The sequence below is a fragment of the Halomonas faecis genome, from assembly GCF_010993975.1.
Lineage (GTDB): Bacteria > Pseudomonadota > Gammaproteobacteria > Pseudomonadales > Halomonadaceae > Halomonas > Halomonas faecis.
On the sequence record NZ_JAACZO010000004.1, the window covers coordinates 33,791 to 49,474 of the forward strand.

The 15,684-nt window shown below is 65.5% G+C and carries 14 protein-coding genes; 6 read left to right on the plus strand and 8 right to left on the minus strand.

The features are described 5' to 3' along the window. Nucleotides 1-177: 177 nt before the first annotated feature. Complete coding sequence (locus GFD32_RS02585) at nucleotides 178-894, minus strand: murein L,D-transpeptidase catalytic domain family protein (RefSeq protein WP_163575008.1); 717 nt, start codon at nucleotides 892-894, stop codon at nucleotides 178-180. 138 nt (nucleotides 895-1,032) lie between these two features. Here GFD32_RS02585 and GFD32_RS02590 point away from each other — a divergent pair, with 138 nt between their 5' ends. Next, nucleotides 1,033-2,637, plus strand: coding sequence for a L,D-transpeptidase family protein (locus tag GFD32_RS02590; protein WP_163575009.1), 1,605 nt, complete (start codon nucleotides 1,033-1,035; stop codon nucleotides 2,635-2,637). A 113-nt stretch (nucleotides 2,638-2,750) separates the two neighbouring features. Here GFD32_RS02590 and GFD32_RS02595 read toward each other — a convergent pair whose 3' ends face one another. From GFD32_RS02595 to GFD32_RS02610, 4 genes are all read right to left on the minus strand, one after another. Continuing rightward, on the minus strand, nucleotides 2,751-2,999 hold the full coding sequence (locus tag GFD32_RS02595) for a DUF1127 domain-containing protein (RefSeq protein ID WP_163575010.1): 249 nt from the start codon (nucleotides 2,997-2,999) through the stop codon (nucleotides 2,751-2,753). A gap of 316 nt (nucleotides 3,000-3,315) precedes the next feature. Continuing rightward, on the minus strand, nucleotides 3,316-5,172 hold the full coding sequence (locus tag GFD32_RS02600) for an ABC transporter ATP-binding protein (protein WP_407081065.1): 1,857 nt from the start codon (nucleotides 5,170-5,172) through the stop codon (nucleotides 3,316-3,318). Between the two features lie 87 nt (nucleotides 5,173-5,259). Beyond that, a complete protein-coding gene (locus GFD32_RS02605; protein WP_163575011.1) occupies nucleotides 5,260-6,978 on the minus strand; it encodes a peptidoglycan DD-metalloendopeptidase family protein in 1,719 nt (572 codons plus the stop codon). Between the two features lie 207 nt (nucleotides 6,979-7,185). Beyond that, complete coding sequence (locus GFD32_RS02610) at nucleotides 7,186-8,046, minus strand: pirin family protein (protein WP_163575012.1); 861 nt, start codon at nucleotides 8,044-8,046, stop codon at nucleotides 7,186-7,188. A gap of 99 nt (nucleotides 8,047-8,145) precedes the next feature. Between GFD32_RS02610 and GFD32_RS02615 the strand changes: the two genes are divergently transcribed. Next, entirely contained in the window at nucleotides 8,146-9,063 is a 918-nt protein-coding gene (locus tag GFD32_RS02615) for a LysR family transcriptional regulator (RefSeq protein WP_163575013.1), read from the plus strand. Nucleotides 9,064-9,143: 80 nt separating this feature from the next. Beyond that, nucleotides 9,144-10,148, plus strand: a complete 1,005-nt coding sequence (locus tag GFD32_RS02620; protein WP_163575014.1) for a glutathione S-transferase family protein — start codon at nucleotides 9,144-9,146, stop codon at nucleotides 10,146-10,148. Nucleotides 10,149-10,216: 68 nt separating this feature from the next. Here the strand turns inward: GFD32_RS02620 and GFD32_RS02625 are convergent, their stop codons facing one another. Continuing rightward, the gene (locus tag GFD32_RS02625) at nucleotides 10,217-10,666 is read right to left on the minus strand and encodes a YaiI/YqxD family protein (RefSeq protein ID WP_163575015.1); all 450 of its coding nucleotides are present in this window, start codon (nucleotides 10,664-10,666) and stop codon (nucleotides 10,217-10,219) included. 421 nt (nucleotides 10,667-11,087) lie between these two features. On the opposite strand from GFD32_RS02625, the gene GFD32_RS02630 reads away from it, so the two are divergent. Then, a complete protein-coding gene (locus GFD32_RS02630; RefSeq protein ID WP_163575016.1) occupies nucleotides 11,088-12,788 on the plus strand; it encodes a DEAD/DEAH box helicase in 1,701 nt (566 codons plus the stop codon). 117 nt (nucleotides 12,789-12,905) lie between these two features. Here the strand turns inward: GFD32_RS02630 and argE are convergent, their stop codons facing one another. Further along, nucleotides 12,906-14,060 carry an acetylornithine deacetylase gene (gene argE / locus GFD32_RS02635; RefSeq protein WP_163575017.1) on the minus strand — a complete coding sequence of 385 codons (1,155 nt, stop codon included), beginning with the start codon at nucleotides 14,058-14,060 and terminating at the stop codon, nucleotides 12,906-12,908. Between the two features lie 190 nt (nucleotides 14,061-14,250). On the opposite strand from argE, the gene GFD32_RS02640 reads away from it, so the two are divergent. Both GFD32_RS02640 and GFD32_RS02645 read left to right on the plus strand, forming a co-directional pair. After that, a complete protein-coding gene (locus GFD32_RS02640) occupies nucleotides 14,251-14,610 on the plus strand; it encodes a DUF1428 domain-containing protein (RefSeq protein WP_163575018.1) in 360 nt (119 codons plus the stop codon). Between the two features lie 150 nt (nucleotides 14,611-14,760). Further along, a complete protein-coding gene (locus GFD32_RS02645; protein WP_163575019.1) occupies nucleotides 14,761-15,180 on the plus strand; it encodes a SpoIIAA family protein in 420 nt (139 codons plus the stop codon). Between the two features lie 16 nt (nucleotides 15,181-15,196). Here GFD32_RS02645 and GFD32_RS02650 read toward each other — a convergent pair whose 3' ends face one another. Next, nucleotides 15,197-15,610 (minus strand): gamma-glutamylcyclotransferase family protein, encoded by a 414-nt coding sequence (locus GFD32_RS02650; RefSeq protein WP_163575020.1) that lies wholly within the window; start codon nucleotides 15,608-15,610, stop codon nucleotides 15,197-15,199. Nucleotides 15,611-15,684 lie beyond the last annotated feature (74 nt).

The following is a 15,684-nucleotide window of genomic DNA, read 5'->3' on the forward strand; positions in this document are numbered from 1 at the left end:
ACGCCTACCCAGTCTTGACTTGTCTCAAGCGATAATCTTGCCAACATCCATTTTCTGCTTTATTGGCAGTGTGTTGCGAAAACTGTCGGGGTTGGGCGGGCGGCTGATCGGACACGAGAAGGGGCGTCATGGTGCATTGCAGCGACCACGTGCCCCGGGATGGTGCCCGGCAGGTGCTCACCGCATGGCGAACTGGCGGTCGTCGTTCGAGCAGTCGAGAAAGGCGGAGTCCCTCAGCCAGGCCGGGTCCGGATAGTAGGCGAACAGGTAGTGCTCCTCCTTGAGGCTGTCGATCAACGGAGCGGCGACGTCTTGACGAACGGCCGGGCAGCCGTAGCTGCGCCCCAGGCGCCCGGTCCTCTCGATGAACGCTTCGCTGACGTAGTCGGCACCGTGAATGACGATGGCGCGCTCGAAGGCGAGATCGTTGACACCGGCTTCGAGCCCTTCCAGGCGCAGCGAGTAGCCGTTGCGACCGACGTAGCTGTTTTGCGTGCGGAACAGCCCCAGGCTCGACTGGTGGCTGTCGGGCACGTTGGAGAAGGCGGTGGCCATGGCATTGCCGGAGCCCTGGCCATGGGAGACCAATTCCTTGAAAAGCAGGCGTCGCTCGTCGAGGTCGAAGACCCACAGGCGCGGTTCGGTGGAGGGCAGCGAGAAGTCGATGACCGCCAGACGCTCGGCGTGCGGATCGGCGCAGGCGAGCGAAGAGGCTGCCAGCTCGAGCACCTGAGGGTCGGCCTGGGGGGCCAGTCGCCTCAAGGTGGATGCCAGTGGCGAGGAAGCGCTGTCGGGGGCTAGGCGTGCGCGAACGAGAAAATCGCCGCTGGCGGCGGGCAGCGACAACAGTAGGGCGGCAAGGCCGATAACGGGCAGCAGGGTGAAGCGGGGCATGGGCTCTCCGGCTCGTCGAGTCTGCGTGCATCAGGCGATCGAAAAGGGGCAGACTTCTCTGTCGCCCCGCGACTGTGGCTATTATGACCAGCAAGGCCGAGATGGCTAGGGCACGAATCAACGAAACAGGGGACGATCATGCGGGTCTTTGTCGCAATAGGCATGCTATTGATGCTGTCGAGCCCAGTATCGGCGGCGTTGACGGAGGGTGACGAAGCCCGCCCGCTGGGCAGGGAGCTGGTGCGCCAGTTGGAGGAGGAGGGGGATGTGCTGCGGGCTTTCTACGACGCTCGTGACACCCGCCCCGCCTGGCAGGAGGACGAACGGGTGGCGGCTTTCGCCGCGGCACTGCACACGCTGGAGCGTGATGGCCTCGATCCGCAGGACTACCGGCCCGATCACCTGCTGGCGCAATATCGTCAGCTAGCGGCGGACGACCGCGAGGCGCGGGCCCGCTTCGAGCTAGCGGCGAGCCGTACCTTGCTCACCGCACTCGAACATCTGCAGCGCGGCAAGGTGGATCCCCATGCCATCGATCCCGACTGGGAGGTGCCGATCGAGCCGCCGGAGCTGGATTTGGCGGGCGTATCCCAAGCCATCGACGGCCAGCGCTTCGAGCAAGCGTTCGAGCAGGCGCGGCCCGACTATGCACCCTATGAGCGCCTGCGCACGGGGCTGGCGCGCTACCGTAACATCCAGCGGCTGGGCGGCTGGCCGACCCTGCCCGAACGCGAGGTTGCGTTGCGCCCCGGCGACGTTCATGCCGACGTTGAGCTGCTGCGCCAACGGCTAGCGATCATCGGTGAGCTGGAGGTGATGGCGGTCGACTCCGCGGCCTTCCCTGGTGCGGCACAGGATGCCCCCGAGACACATCGTTACGATGCGTCACTGGAAGCCGCGGTGAAGCGCTTCCAGCGGCGCCATCTGCTCGAGGTGGACGGCATCGTGGGTCGCAAGACCCGTGCCGCGCTCAACGTGCCGGTGGCCAGGCGCATCGATCAGATTCGCCTGAACCTGGAACGCGCTCGCTGGTTGCTCCACGGTTTGCCGGAGGTATTCGTGCTGGTGGACATCGCCGGCTATCGGCTCAGCTACTTCCGCCCGGGCGGCGAGATCTGGCGGTCGCGAATCGTGGTGGGACGCCCCTACCGGCGCACGCCGTCGCTGCGCTCCGAGATCACCCATCTCACCGTCAATCCCAGCTGGACGATTCCACCTACCATCCGTCGTGAGGACGTGCTGCCCAAGGTGCGCCAGGACCTGGGCTACTTGTGGCGGGAGCGAATCCAGGTGCTGAGCCCCGGTGGTGAGCCTCTCGATCCCTGGGCGATCGACTGGTCGCGCCCCGGCAACGTGATCTTGCGCCAGGCGCCGGGGCCCAACAATGCGCTGGGACGCGTCGTGATTCGCTTTCCCAACGACCATCTGGTCTACCTGCACGATACGCCGGCACAAGGTCTGTTCGCTCGCGAGCAGCGTGCTTTCAGTTCGGGCTGCATCCGCGTCGAGCAGGCCGAGAGCTTCGCCCAGCGGTTGCTCGACGACACCGGCACCGAGCGCGACCTGGCAGCGCTAATCGCCAGCGGAAATACCCGTAACGTGTCGTTGGCCCGGCACGTACCGGTGGTTCTCCACTATTGGACGGTACATCCGGCGGAAGATGGCGCCCTTGCCTTCCGGCCGGACATCTATGATCGCGACGATGCGTTGCTCGAGGCACTGGATCGGCCGCTGGCGCTGTAGACGACGGTCAGCCCGACAGGCTCGCGCGCCGCACGGTAGAAACTTCGCTACTTGGTATCGACGTCTCATGGCCATGAAAACGCCCCGGCCACTCCCTGTGACCGGGGCGTTGGCTACGTCAGCCTTCTCCCACAGTGGGGACAGGTTTCATGGGCATCGCGGGTGATGGCCTTGTATCGGCGAGTCGGCGCTTCCGGCTTGGTCTCGGGGTTGATGGCGACCAGGGTGCCCCGCTCCCAGCGCAGGCCAATATCCTTGAGCAGATGCGGGTCGTAGTCCCTCAGTGCCGCATAGTCTCGCCGATGGGCGTAGTGGGTGCGGATGGTACGCAGCAGGCGCAGGGTGGTGCGGACGATTGCCATTTCTCGGTCTCCTCGAGTGGAGGCCGGGATGTGGCGCGAACAGCAGATGATCGATAAAGGCTGGGTGATCACATGGCCGCGACACATGCCGCGGCCAGGATTTTCTCAGTGTCGGACTGGCATGCGGCAACGGCAGGCTGGCATCGCATTCTTAGTGGTGCGATGCAGCTTGCTCGGGACGTTGACGCGGGTTTGCCAGCGCATGAGAGGGTTCTCGGTTGAGGGTGAAAGCCGCATCATGCGATGCGACTCTTCTCTTTTTAAACAATCGCTGAACAAGCGTCAATCGATGCAGCGGCAGGGCGCGGCATTCTTCTCAGCGATACCCCCTGGCCTGCAGTCGGAACAGTCGCGCGTAGCGGCCGTTCTGTGCCATCAGGCTGGCATGATCGCCGCGCTCGATGATCTCGCCGCCGTCGACCACCAGGATCTGGTCGGCGGCGCGCACCGTGGAGAAGCGATGCGAGATGAGCAAGGTCATCTTGTCGTGAGCATGCTCGCGAAACTGGGCATAGACTTCGGCTTCGGCGGCGGCGTCCATGGCGGCGGTGGGCTCGTCGAGCACCAGGATGTCGGCACCTGACCGCATGTAGGCCCGCGACAGGGCGATCTTCTGCCACTGGCCGCCGGAGAGCTCCTGGCCACCCTTGAACCAGCGCCCCAACTGGGTGTGGTAGCCGCCGGGCATGTCGGCGATGAAGTCCTCGGCCAGGCCGCGACGGGCCGCCTCGCGCCAGCGCGTCTCGTCTTCGAAGGCGGCCACGTCGCCGGCGCCCAGGTTCTCGCCCACCTTGAGCTGATAGCGCACGAAATCCTGAAAGATCACCCCGATGCGGCGACGCAGCGTGGCGATGTCCCAGTCGCGCAGATCGCTGCCGTCGAGCAGGATGCGCCCGTGGCTGGGCTCGTAGAGGCGGGTGAGCAGCTTGATGAGGGTGGTCTTGCCCGAGCCGTTGGCGCCCACCAGTGCCAGGCTCTGCCCCGGCGCCAGGTGCAACGTGATGTCCTTGAGGGCCGGCGTTTCCGCCCCGGGATAGGTGAAGCTCACCCGTTCGAAGCGGATACCGTCGCCGGGGTGCTCGCCCCGGGTGAGGGTGCCAGCGTCGCGGGGCGTTGGCTGCTCGAGGTATTCGTAGAGGTTGGAGAGGTAGAGGTTGTCTTCGTACATGCCGCTGATGGCGGTGAGGCTCGCCGATAGCGCCGCCTGCCCCTGCTTGAAGACCATCAGGTACATGGTCATCTCGCCCAGCGTCAGCGTGCCGGTGACGGTTTCGGCCACGACCCAGGCGTAAGCGCCGTAGAAGGCCAGCGTACCCAGTAGTCCGAGCAGGAAGCCCCAGGTTTCGCGGCGGATCGTCAGCCGCCGATCCTCGGCGTAGAGGGTATCGAAGATATCGCGATAGCGGCCCAGCAGCAGTGGCTCGAGGCCGAACAGCTTGACCTCCTTGATGCTGTCCTCGCGGGCCAGCACCGTTTCCAGGTACATCTGCATGCGGGTCTGTGGCGAGCGCCAGCGGAACAGGCGGAAGGCGTCGCCGGAGAACTTGGCCTCGGAAATGAACACCGGCAGGGCGCCGATCACCAAGACGAGCAGTGCCCAGGGGGAGAATCCCACCAGCAGCACGCCGAAACTGCCCAGAGAGATGGCGTTCTGGAGCAGGGCGAAGGTCTTGTTGACCAGCCCCAGCGGTCGGGTGGAAGCCTCGCGGCGGGCGCGGGTGAGCTTGTCATAGAACTCCGAATCCTCGAATTGGGCTAGCGAGAGCGTGCCCGCCTTCTCGAGAATCATCACGTTGACCTTCTGGCCGAGAAGAGCGCGCAGCAGCGATTGCTGCGCCGAAAGGCCGCGCTGCGCCAAGGCGATGGCGGCGATGACGCCGGCCTCGGCGAGCACGTAGCGCAGCACGCCCCACCAGTCGACCTCGCCGGTGGCTTCGTGACGCTCCATGGCCGCCACCACGGCATCGACGATCAGTTGGCCGAGCCAGGCAGCCACGGCCGGCAGCACCCCGGCAACCAGGGTGCAGAGGGCAAGTCCCAGCGTGAGCCAGCGTGACGTTTGCCAGACCAGCGTCAGGGCGCGGCGGCTGTAGCGAAAAACGCCGAAGAAGGCAGCGAGTCGGTTGTCGGGCGGTGGGGTTGGCAGGGAACGTCGAAGGTGGGGTGATGACACGCGAGACTCCGGTCAGGCAACTTCCCGAGGAGGGAGCTAGCTGCACTGCCCGTGACGCAATGGGCAGTGCAGGTCGGTCACACTGGCTCAGCTGTCGTCGTCGGTATTGCGCTCGCTGTCTGCCCTGGCCACCACCGGGCCGGTTTCACCGCTTTCCAGAGTCGCCAGCAGGGGTTCGGCCTCGCTCTGGAAGGCCGCCAACGCTTCGCCGGTCAGGCTCTTGCTTTCGGGCAACGACACCTGCATGGCATCGACGGGACGGTTTTTGACGTGCACCTCATAGTGGAGGTGCGGACCGGTGCTGCGACCGGTGTTGCCGGAAAGGGCGATGCGCTCGCCCATGGCCACCCGCTCGCCGCGGCTGACCAGTTGTCGAGACAGGTGCAGGTAGCGCGTGCGGTAGCCGTTGTCATGACGGATCACCACGTAGCGGCCAGCCAGGGGGTGGTTGCCCACCTTCTCGATGCGGCCATCCGCTGGCGAGACGATCGGTGTGCCGATGGGCATGGCGAAATCGGTGCCCTTGTGGGGGCTGATGCGCCCGGTAACCGGATGCTTGCGGTTGGGGTTGAACGACGAGCTCAGGCGGTAGCTGCCGTCGAAGGGGTGACGGCGGAAGGCCGCGTCCAGGCTCTGGCCGTCGGGCGTGTAGAAGTTGCTGTCGTCGCTGTTGCGCACGACGGTCAGATTCATGCGCTCACCCTGGTATTGAACTGCCAGTACCCGGGAGTCGTAGTTCTCGCCGTCGATGACGTCGGATTCCACCAGCACCTGAAACTCGTCGCCGCGACGGGTGTCGCGGCGAAAGTCGAGTTTTTTCTCCAGCAGGTGGGAGACCTGCGAGATCTCGTTGATGGAGAGGCCAGTGGCCTGCGCCGAACGCACGAAGCTGCCGCTGACGGTACCGGCGAACAGGCGTTGGGCCGCCTCGCCGGTGCGCTCGATGGCTGCCACGTCGAAGGCTTCGTCGGCACGTTCGACGATCACCCCCTCACGGCCGTTCTTCATCACGCGTAGCAGGGCCAGCTGGCCCTCTTCGTCGAGTTGGTACTCGAACTGGTTGCCGGGTCGCCAGTGGGTCAGCAGGCGAGGTTCGGGCAGGCTTTCCAGCAGCTCCATGGCCTCGCCATAGCCGAGGCCGAGGCGCTTCTGGGCCAATACGGCGAAGGTGTCGCCGGGCTCCACGGTGTAGGTTTCCCACTCGGGCACGTAGGGTTCGCTGGCGGCGATCTCCTCTTCGAGGACGATCGGACCTTCGTCGAACAGCGCCAGCTCTTCGTCGGAGACGTCGTCATAGGAGGTGGCGGGCACGTCCTCGCCCGTCGGAATCGAGTCGTCGAGCATCCCGCTGGTCAGCGTGCCAAGTACCAGCGCGATGTGCAGTGCGGCATCGTCGATCTGTGCGGGGGCGACATCGCCTTCCTGGTGGGTTGGCGACAAGCCGGCGGTGAGTGGCTCGGCGGTAGCCTCGAGATCGGACTCATCGCTCCGGGCGGGAATCTCTATATCGACGATTTCGCTGGGGACGAGTTGAGAGAGAGGAATCGTTTCGCGGGTGGCGTCGAGTGCCTGGCTGGCGACAGCAATGGCATCGGCGACAGGGAGGTGTTCGGTGTCGAGGGACGGCAGACCGGGGCGACTCTCGGGCGACAGTGGCAGGAAGTGGGTGTCGGCAACCGGGTCCGGACTTTGGGTGTCCTCGACGATACTAACGATTTTTTGAGCGCCCAGCACCGTGACCATGGTGGCAACGGGTAACAACAGCAACTTATGGGTGCGGGGCAGCGAATGGAGGATTCGCAACATGGATATCGGCCATGACTAATAAGTGGAAAAAGTGAAAAAAGCCACCGGAACCTTAACCCATGAAGTATGACCTGCCTAGTCTGTATATACATACAGAAACCCCTGCCTGCACCGTGGACATGCCGGCACAGACAAGGCGATCAATAAGTGAACGCTGTTCCTTAACTGGCTCCATTGAACGCGAACGGCGTTCGAAAGACAACCCTCTCAGCCTTGTGTGAAGGTACCGTTGCGGTAGTCGGCGAGGGCCTGCTCGATTTCGTGCGTATCGTTCATCACGAAGGGGCCATAGTGAGCAATGGGTTCACGGTGTGGCGTGCCGGCCAGCAACAGTGCCTCGCCGCCGTGATGGCTGGCCAGCGACAAGGTGTCGCCGGGCCCCAGGCGGGCCAGTTCGCTGGCTGCCACGCTTTCGTCGCCGACCTGCAGCTCGCCCTGGAAGACGTAGACCGCCAGGGTTTCGCTGCGGAGCGAGAGCGTCAGTCGCGCTCCCTCCGCGAGGCGGACATGGGCGACGGCAGCGCTGCCGGCCAGGGCATCCAGCGGCCCTTCGACGGCGTCGTCGTCGTCGCGGCTCCAGCGCCCTCCCAGGGCGATCAGTTCGCTCCCCTCGGCAGCGAGGTGGGGCATGTCGGCGGCACGTACGTCGCGATAGGTGGCCGGCGACATCTTGTCGCGGGCCGCCAGGTTGAGCCACAGCTGAAAGCCGTGCAGCCCGTGGCTATCGGTCAGCGGCATTTCGGAGTGCACGATGCCGCGTCCGGTATGCATCCACTGGGCATCGCCGGCGCGAATGGTACTGGTGTGTCCGAGGTGGTCCTCGTGGGTCAGTCCGCCGTGAATCACGTAGGTCAGGGTCTGGATACCACGATGGGGATGCGGCGGAAAGCCGCCCAGGTAATCGTCGGCGCGGTCGGATCCCAGTTCGTCGAGCATCAGGAAGGGGTCCAGCCCGCCGCCGAAGTCGTGGATGCGTTGAATCTTGACGCCGTCGCCATCCTGGCTGGGATGGCTGGGAATGCGCCGATCGATCCGGCGCGGCTGTTCGGTGGTCAGGGTATTACTCATCGGTTCGTTCCCCCGTCGCTGGGTTTACCTGGCATTCTAGGACGGGATTTTCGAAAATTAAGCGCATAGTTTCGCAGATACGATTCGAGGGATTCGAACATGTCGCGTGTGACCCTGGCGCAGTGGCAGATGCTGGCAGCGGTGGTGGAACATGGCGGTTTCGCCCGTGCCGCCGAAGCCGTGCACAAGAGCCCATCGACGCTCAACCATGCCGTGCACAAGCTCGAGGAGCAGTTGGGCGTTCAGGTGCTGGAGCCGGTGGGGCGCCAGGTGCGCCTGACCGAGGCCGGTGAAATGCTGTTGCGCCGTGCTCGCCAACTGATAGAGAGCGCCGAGGCGCTGGAAGACGTCGCCGGCCGGCTTTCCGAGGGGCTGGAAGCCGAGGTGGTGCTGGCCGTGGACCAGATATTTCCCGCCGATGCCCTGGCCCAGGCGCTCAGCCGCTTTTCGGCGGGTTATCCCTACGTGCGCGTGCAACTGCACGAAACCGTGCTCAATGGCGGCGTCGAAATGCTCTACGATGGGCGTGCCGATTTGGTGGTCACGGGGATCGCGGCTCAGGGTTTTCTCGGCGAGCCGCTGGTCAACGTGCGCTTTTGCGCCGTGGCCAGCCCTGACCATCCTCTGCATCGCCTGGAGCGTCCGCTCGATCTGCGCGATCTCGCGCGGCACCGTCAACTGGTGGTGCGCGATTCGGGGCAGCGTCAATCGATGGATTCCGGCTGGCTCAAGGCCGAGCAGCGCTGGACGGTCAGCCACCTCGAGACTTCGTTGGACATGCTCGAGCGGGGCCTCGGGTTCGCCTGGATACCCGAGACGCGGTTGCGCGAAGCGCTGGCGTCAGGGCGGCTCGAGCCCCTGCCGTTGATGGCCGGCGGCGTGCGGGAGTACCCGGTGCAGTTGATCCATCGCGACCGGGATCGTGCCGGGCCGGCGACCCATGCCATGGCCGAGGCGTTGAAGCTCGCCGTCGCGGAAACCTGCAACGAGAGGCAACCGTTCGAGTCCGTCGAATGAACGAGCGCAAAACTCGCGCTTGAGCGGTGGGCCCTTCGCCTTACCCTGTAGGCACATTCCCAGCAAACGACGAGGTGACCATGGGCCTGCTGATCGACGGCATCTGGCACGACCAGTGGTACGACACCGACAAGCACGGCGGTGAGTTCGTGCGCGAATCCGCGCAGCTGCGCGACTGGATCACCCCCGACGGCAGCGTTGGCCCTGGCGGCGAGCCCGGTTTGCCCGCCGCGGTCGGGCGCTATCACCTCTACGTCTCGCTGGCTTGTCCCTGGGCCCACCGCGCCCTGGTGATGCGCCGGTTGAAGGGGCTCGATGAGGTGATCGGAGTGTCCCACGTCAGCCCGCTGATGCTCGATCAGGGCTGGACCTACCACGAAGCGGAAGGCTCTAGTGGCGACCCGGTCAACGGCGTGGCTTACCACCGTGAGCTCTACACTCTCACCGACCCACACTACACCGGTCGGGTCACCGTGCCGGTGCTGTGGGACAAGCGCGAAAGCCGTGTCGTCAACAATGAATCGGCGGATATCGTGCGTATCTTCAATAGTGCCTTCGACGAGCTGACCGGCAATCGTCTCGACTTATATCCGTCGGACTTGCGCGAGACCATCGATGCGGTCAATGCCGACGTCTATGACAACGTCAACAACGGAGTCTACAAGTCAGGCTTCGCCACGCGGCAAGCAGTCTACGAGAAGCACGTGACGGCACTGTTCGAGGCGCTCGACCGCCTGGAAGCGCGCCTGGCGGAACACCGCTACCTGGCCGGCGAGTGGCTCACCGAAGCGGACATTCGCCTCTTCACCACTCTGGTGCGCTTCGATGCCGTCTATCATGGCCACTTCAAGTGCAACATTCGCCGCCTCGAGGACTACCCCAATCTCTCGAACTATCTGCGCGAGCTCTACCAGTGGCCGGGGGTGAAGGAGACGGTGAACTTCGAGCACATCAAGCGCCACTACTATTACAGCCACGACACCATCAACCCCACGCGCATCGTGCCAGTGGGACCGCGCCTCGAGCTCGAGCGTCCGCATGACCGCGAGCGGCTGCCGGGAAAGGGAATTCGTGAGAAAGCGTGAAGCCACGAGCCACGGGTTTCGAGCCACGGGTTTCGAGGGGCGAGTTGGACTATTGCCCGCAGCCTGCTTCAGGCGCGTTTCGCCAGCCAGCGATCCAGCGCATTGGCGAACTCACGGCGGTCGCCGTCCGAGTAGCCCTTGGGCCCGCCGGTGTGCTCGCCGCTGGCGCGTAGTGTCTCCATGAAATCCCGCATTTGCACTCTGGCCTTGATGTTGCTCGGGTCGAGCATCTCGCCGCGGGTGGTCATCACCTTCGCTTCACGCTCGATGGCCGCCATGGCCAGCGGCAGGTCCGAGGTGATCAGCAAGTCGCCGCTCTGAATGCGCTCGACGATCTCGTCGTCGGCGGCGTCGAAGCCGCTGGCCACCGCCAGCGACTTGACCCAGCGCGAGGGCGGCAACGGGATCTGGTGATTGGCCACGAAGCAGGCCGGGGTCGCGGTGCGTTCCGCGGCGCGCACGATGATGTCGCGAGCCGCCCTGGGGCAGGCGTCGGCATCGACCCAGAGTGTCGGCATGAGGGCTCCTGAGGAAAAGGATGGGCAGCGAAAGGGCTGGCCAGGAGGATTGGGCAATGGTAGCATGCGCGCTCCTCGCATGTGCTGACCCTACCATCATGACGACGCCACCGCTGACACCAGCAGGATCGGCGCCGAAACGCCAGGCACCAGTAACGCATTAGCTGAGCCACGGGCGTTCGAATTGTGCAGATGGCGCGCCACCGAGATCCGCCAACCGGGCGAGATCGGCGCAGACGGTCGCCACAGCGGTCCTTGCCGCCATCGCCGATGGCGCGGACCCGATGCCAGGTGCGACCGGCGTCCCCGACTCCGATGTCCCGCGCTGTCCATAGCGGATGTAGCGCGCCTGAGCGTGTTGAACGCGTCAGGGACGCCACCGAACTTTCGCCGGTAACACCGGCCTACCAAGGTGTGATAGATGACCTCGACTTCCGTCGCCTCGCCGAGCTTCGGCGACCTCGCTCTGCTGCCTGCCGTTCTCGCCGCCGTTGAGACCCAGGGCTACCAGACCCCTTCCCCCATCCAGGCCGAAACCATTCCGGCACTGCTGGAAGGGCGCGACATGCTGGGCCAGGCCCAGACCGGTACCGGCAAGACGGCGGCCTTCGCTCTGCCGCTGCTCTCGCGTCTCGAACTGACCCGTCGCGAGCCGCAGGTGCTGGTGCTGGCGCCGACCCGTGAGCTGGCCCAACAGGTGGCCGTCTCCTTCAGCAAGTACGGCCAGAACCTCAAGGGTCTGGAAGTGGCTACCCTGTGCGGCGGCATGGAGTATCGCGACCAGCTGCAGGCCCTCAAGCGCGGCGCCCAGGTGGTGGTAGGTACCCCCGGGCGAGTCATCGATCACCTGGATCGCGGCAGCCTCAAGCTCGAGGGTCTGAGCTCCCTGGTGCTGGACGAAGCCGATGAGATGTTGCGCATGGGCTTCATCGACGACGTCAAGCGCGTGGTCGCTGATACTCCCAAAGACGCCCAGCGGGTGTTCTTCTCCGCCACTTTGCCGGCCGAGATCGAGCGCATCGTCAATCGTTACCTGGTGGATCCGGTGAAGGTGGCCATCGAGTCGCGCACTACCACCGGCGAAAACATCGAGCAGCGCCTGGTGCGCGTCGATGGCGGTGCCAAGCTGGAGGCGTTGGCGCGCATCCTCGAAGTGGAGCCGGTAGACGGCGCCATCGTCTTCGTGCGCACCCGCGCGGCTTGCACCACCCTGATGGAGCAGCTCTCCGCCCGCGGCATCAACGTGGCCAGCCTCTCCGGCGACCTGGATCAGAGCCTGCGCGAGCGCACCATCCAGCGCCTCAAGCGCGGCAAGGTCGATGTGCTGATCGCCACCGATGTGGCCGCCCGCGGCCTCGACGTGCCGCGCCTGACCCATATCATCAACTACGACCTGCCCCAGGACTCCGAGGCCTACACTCACCGCATCGGCCGTACCGGTCGTGCTGGGCGTACCGGCATCTCGATCACTTTCGTGGGCTTCCGCGAGGGTCGTAAGGTGGGGTGGATCGAGCAGGCCACCGGCCAGAAGATGATCGAGATGGCCGTGCCCGACGAGGCCGCCATCCGCGCCCATCGCGACGAAGCGTTCCATCAGAAGGTGATCGCCGCCCTGACCGCCGGTGCCGAAGAGCAGCGCGCTCTGGTGGAGCGCCTGGTGGAAGAGGGTCACGATCCCATCGAACTGGCCTGTGCCTTCGCCCGCCTGGCGCGTGCCGACGAGGCGCCCATCGGTCGCTTGCAGGCGCCGCGCAAGGAACGCAGCGAGCGTACACCGCGCGATGGCAAGCCGGCGCGTCGTGACCGCGGCCCCAGCGAAGGCATGACGCGTTACCGTGTCGCCGTCGGCCACAAGGATGGCGTCAAGCCGGGCCAGCTGGTCGGGGCGCTGGCCAACGAGGGCGGTATCGAGGGCAATCGCATCGGCCGTATCGACATCCGCAATGCCTTCTCCGTGGTCGAGCTGCCCAGCTCGCTACCGGCCAGCATCCTGGCCAAGATGGCTCGCGCCCGAGTGGCCGGCCGCCCGCTGGAGATCAGCGAGGACAACGGTGCGCCCGAGCGCGCTCCGCGCCGGCGCATCGATGGCGAGGCGCCGATTCGCCGCCGCGACCGCGCCTGATCGCTGCCGGGGGCTCTCCCGGCCGCTTTCGCACAGCGCCCCCGCACCGTCTACGGTGCGGGGGCGCTGTCGTTCTGGGGGGTACCGCCCAGAATGGAGTATCGCCTGGTGGCGATGTCAGGCGTGGCCGAGTCGCTCGCCCAGCGCCACCATGAAGCGTTCGCCGGCCTCGAGCTGTTCGCGCTCGATGTACTCGTCCGGCTGGTGGGCCTGACCGATGCTACCTGGGCCGCAGATCACCGTGGGCAGCCCCTCGCGCTGGAACTGCCCGGCCTCGGTGGCGTAAGCCACGGCGCCGGCCGGGCGCTCGCCCAGCAGCTCGTGGCACAGGCTGAGCACCTCGGCGTTGTCGTCGTCGGCCAGCGCCGGCACCGTGACGTTGAGCGCCTCGGTGGCGATGCCGGCTTCCGGTGCCCGGCGGCGCATTTCGGCTTGCAGCTCGGCGGCATAGGCATCGACCCGACCGAGCAGATCCTCGAAACGATCCTGAGGCAGGTGGCGAATCTCCCATTCGAAGGTGCACTCCCTGGCCATGATGTTGATCGCCGTGCCACCGGCGATCTTGCCCACGTGCAGGCTCGAGTGGACCACGTTGAAAGCCTCGTCGACGCGCCCCTCGGCCTTGAGCTCGGCCATCACGTCCTCGATCTTGGTCACCAGCCGTGCGGCGACGTGAATCGCCGAGACGCCCTGATCGACCTGGCTGGAATGGCTGGCCCGCCCGGTCACCGTGGTGCGCAGGTTGGTGGCGCCCTTGTGGGCGACCACCGGCTGCATCAGCGTCGGCTCGCCGACGATCACTGCGGCGGGGCGTGGGTGGTCGGCCAGCAGCCGTTCGATCATGCGTGGGGCACCGATGCAACCCACCTCCTCGTCGTAGGAGAACGCCAGCCAGATGGGCTTCTCGAGTCGGCGGCCTGTCCAGCTAGGCACCTGAGCCAGTGCGCAGGCGAGGAAACCCTTCATGTCGCAGGTGCCGCGACCGTAGAGGCGGCCATCGCCCTTGTCGACCAGGGTGAAGGGGTCGCTGGACCAGGGCTGGCCGTCCACCGGCACCACGTCGGTATGGCCGGAAAGCACCACGCCGCCTGCTGTTGCAGGGCCGATGCGGGCCAGCAGGTTGGCCTTGCTCCCATCGTCGCTTTCGATGCGCCAGTGCTCGACGTCGTGTTCGTCGAGAAAGGCTTCCACCCACTCGATCAGGGCAAGGTTGGAATCACGCGACACGGTGGCAAAGCCCACCAGGCATTCCAGGATCTCGGTGGCAGTCATTGGCGCTCCTCGTGCAACATGCGCGACGATGTCAGGGTCGATGATGCCGAGCCTACCACGATGCCGGGGCGAGGGGAGACGGGTGTGGATCCGTGGTGGGGAAGGGAACGTGAATCGACCGAAGCCACTCCAATGAATTTGGACGTTCGCGATGTTCACCCACCGCCCGCAACCCTCCGAGGAGGATGCCATGAGTTACGTCGACGGCTTCGTCATACCGGTACCCCTCGGCCGCCTGGACGATTACCTGCGCCTGGCTCGTCGAGCCGGTGAGATCTGGAAGGAGTACGGCGCCCTGGAGTACGTCGAGTGCGTTGGCGACGACCTGCGCCCCGGAGAGCGCGCTTCATTTTCGCAAAACGTCGAGCTCGAGCCTGGCGAAACGGTGATCTTCGCCTGGGTACGCTACGCTTCCCACGAGGATCGCAACCGCATTCTGGAGCAGGTCATGAACGACCCGCGCCTTGCCGACATGGTGGACCACGCCAAGCTGCCCTTCGACGTCGAAAGGCTGTTCTGGGGCGGGTTCATGGAGCGGATTCGGCTTTGAGCTCGCGCACTCTGATCACTGACGCGGAAGCGCTGCTGGAACGCTTCCTGGTGCGCCACACCCAATAAGCGTGTCCGTGGCGACAGGGCAGGCATTGCGTCGACGCCTGACGGACGAGCGCCCATTGTTCATGACTCCAGGGAGACCACTATGTTGGAGTTCATTACCCACCCGGCGGAACACGTGGTGGCCATGAAGGTCGGCGGGGTCGTCACGGCCCGGGAGCTGCAGCAGGCCATCGACGCCATCGAAACCGCCAAGCGCAGCCACCCTCGCGTCAGCCTGCTGGTCGAGCTCGACGACCTGCGCTGGATGACCCTCACCGCTGTGCTGAAGGATCTCGGCTACGGCCTGACTCAGCTCGGCGACCTCGATCGCTACCATCGCGCCGCCGTGATCACCGACAAGGAGTGGATCAAGCATGTCGCCCACCTGGAGGATCGGCTCTTCAGGGCGTTGGAGGTGCGTACCTTCCCCCACCGCGAGTATGCCGCCGCCAAGCAATGGGTCGGCGAGTTGCCCAAGGGGGACCATGCGAACCCGGAAGAAGATGGCTACCACGGCGCTTGATGTCGCCGAGTCTGCTTCAGCCCAGGCTTCGCGGGTCGGCGTGGCCTGGCCACCAGCCGCCTTCCCGAATCGCCGGGCACCCGGTGACGTCGGGGTTGTAGAGGTACAGCCAGGCGGCGCCGTAGCTCGTGGGGTGAATGACGCGGTCGTAGAGGCCGGCCGCTGGCCGGCGCACGCGGTAGTCTTCGAGGCGGTCGAGGCCGGCGAGCAGGCGGGCATCGACCCGGAATACCTCCACCTCGACCCCACGGGAGGGTTCGGGCTTGGCGCCGGGGCAGGGCCCCAGGTCGTAGAGGGTGGCGCTGGTCAGCCAGTCGCTGCCGAGATAGTCGGCGCCTTCCAGCCAGTGATGGTTGCGCAGCCCGCGCTTCAGGGTGCCGTAGACGGCCACCAGTGGGGTACGGGTAACGGCGAGGGCTGGAGTGTGCATCGTCAGTGGCCTCCTGAATGCGTCGTCGTCGGGTTCGATCCGGTCTCCATGTGGAACTCGCGATCGGGTTCGGC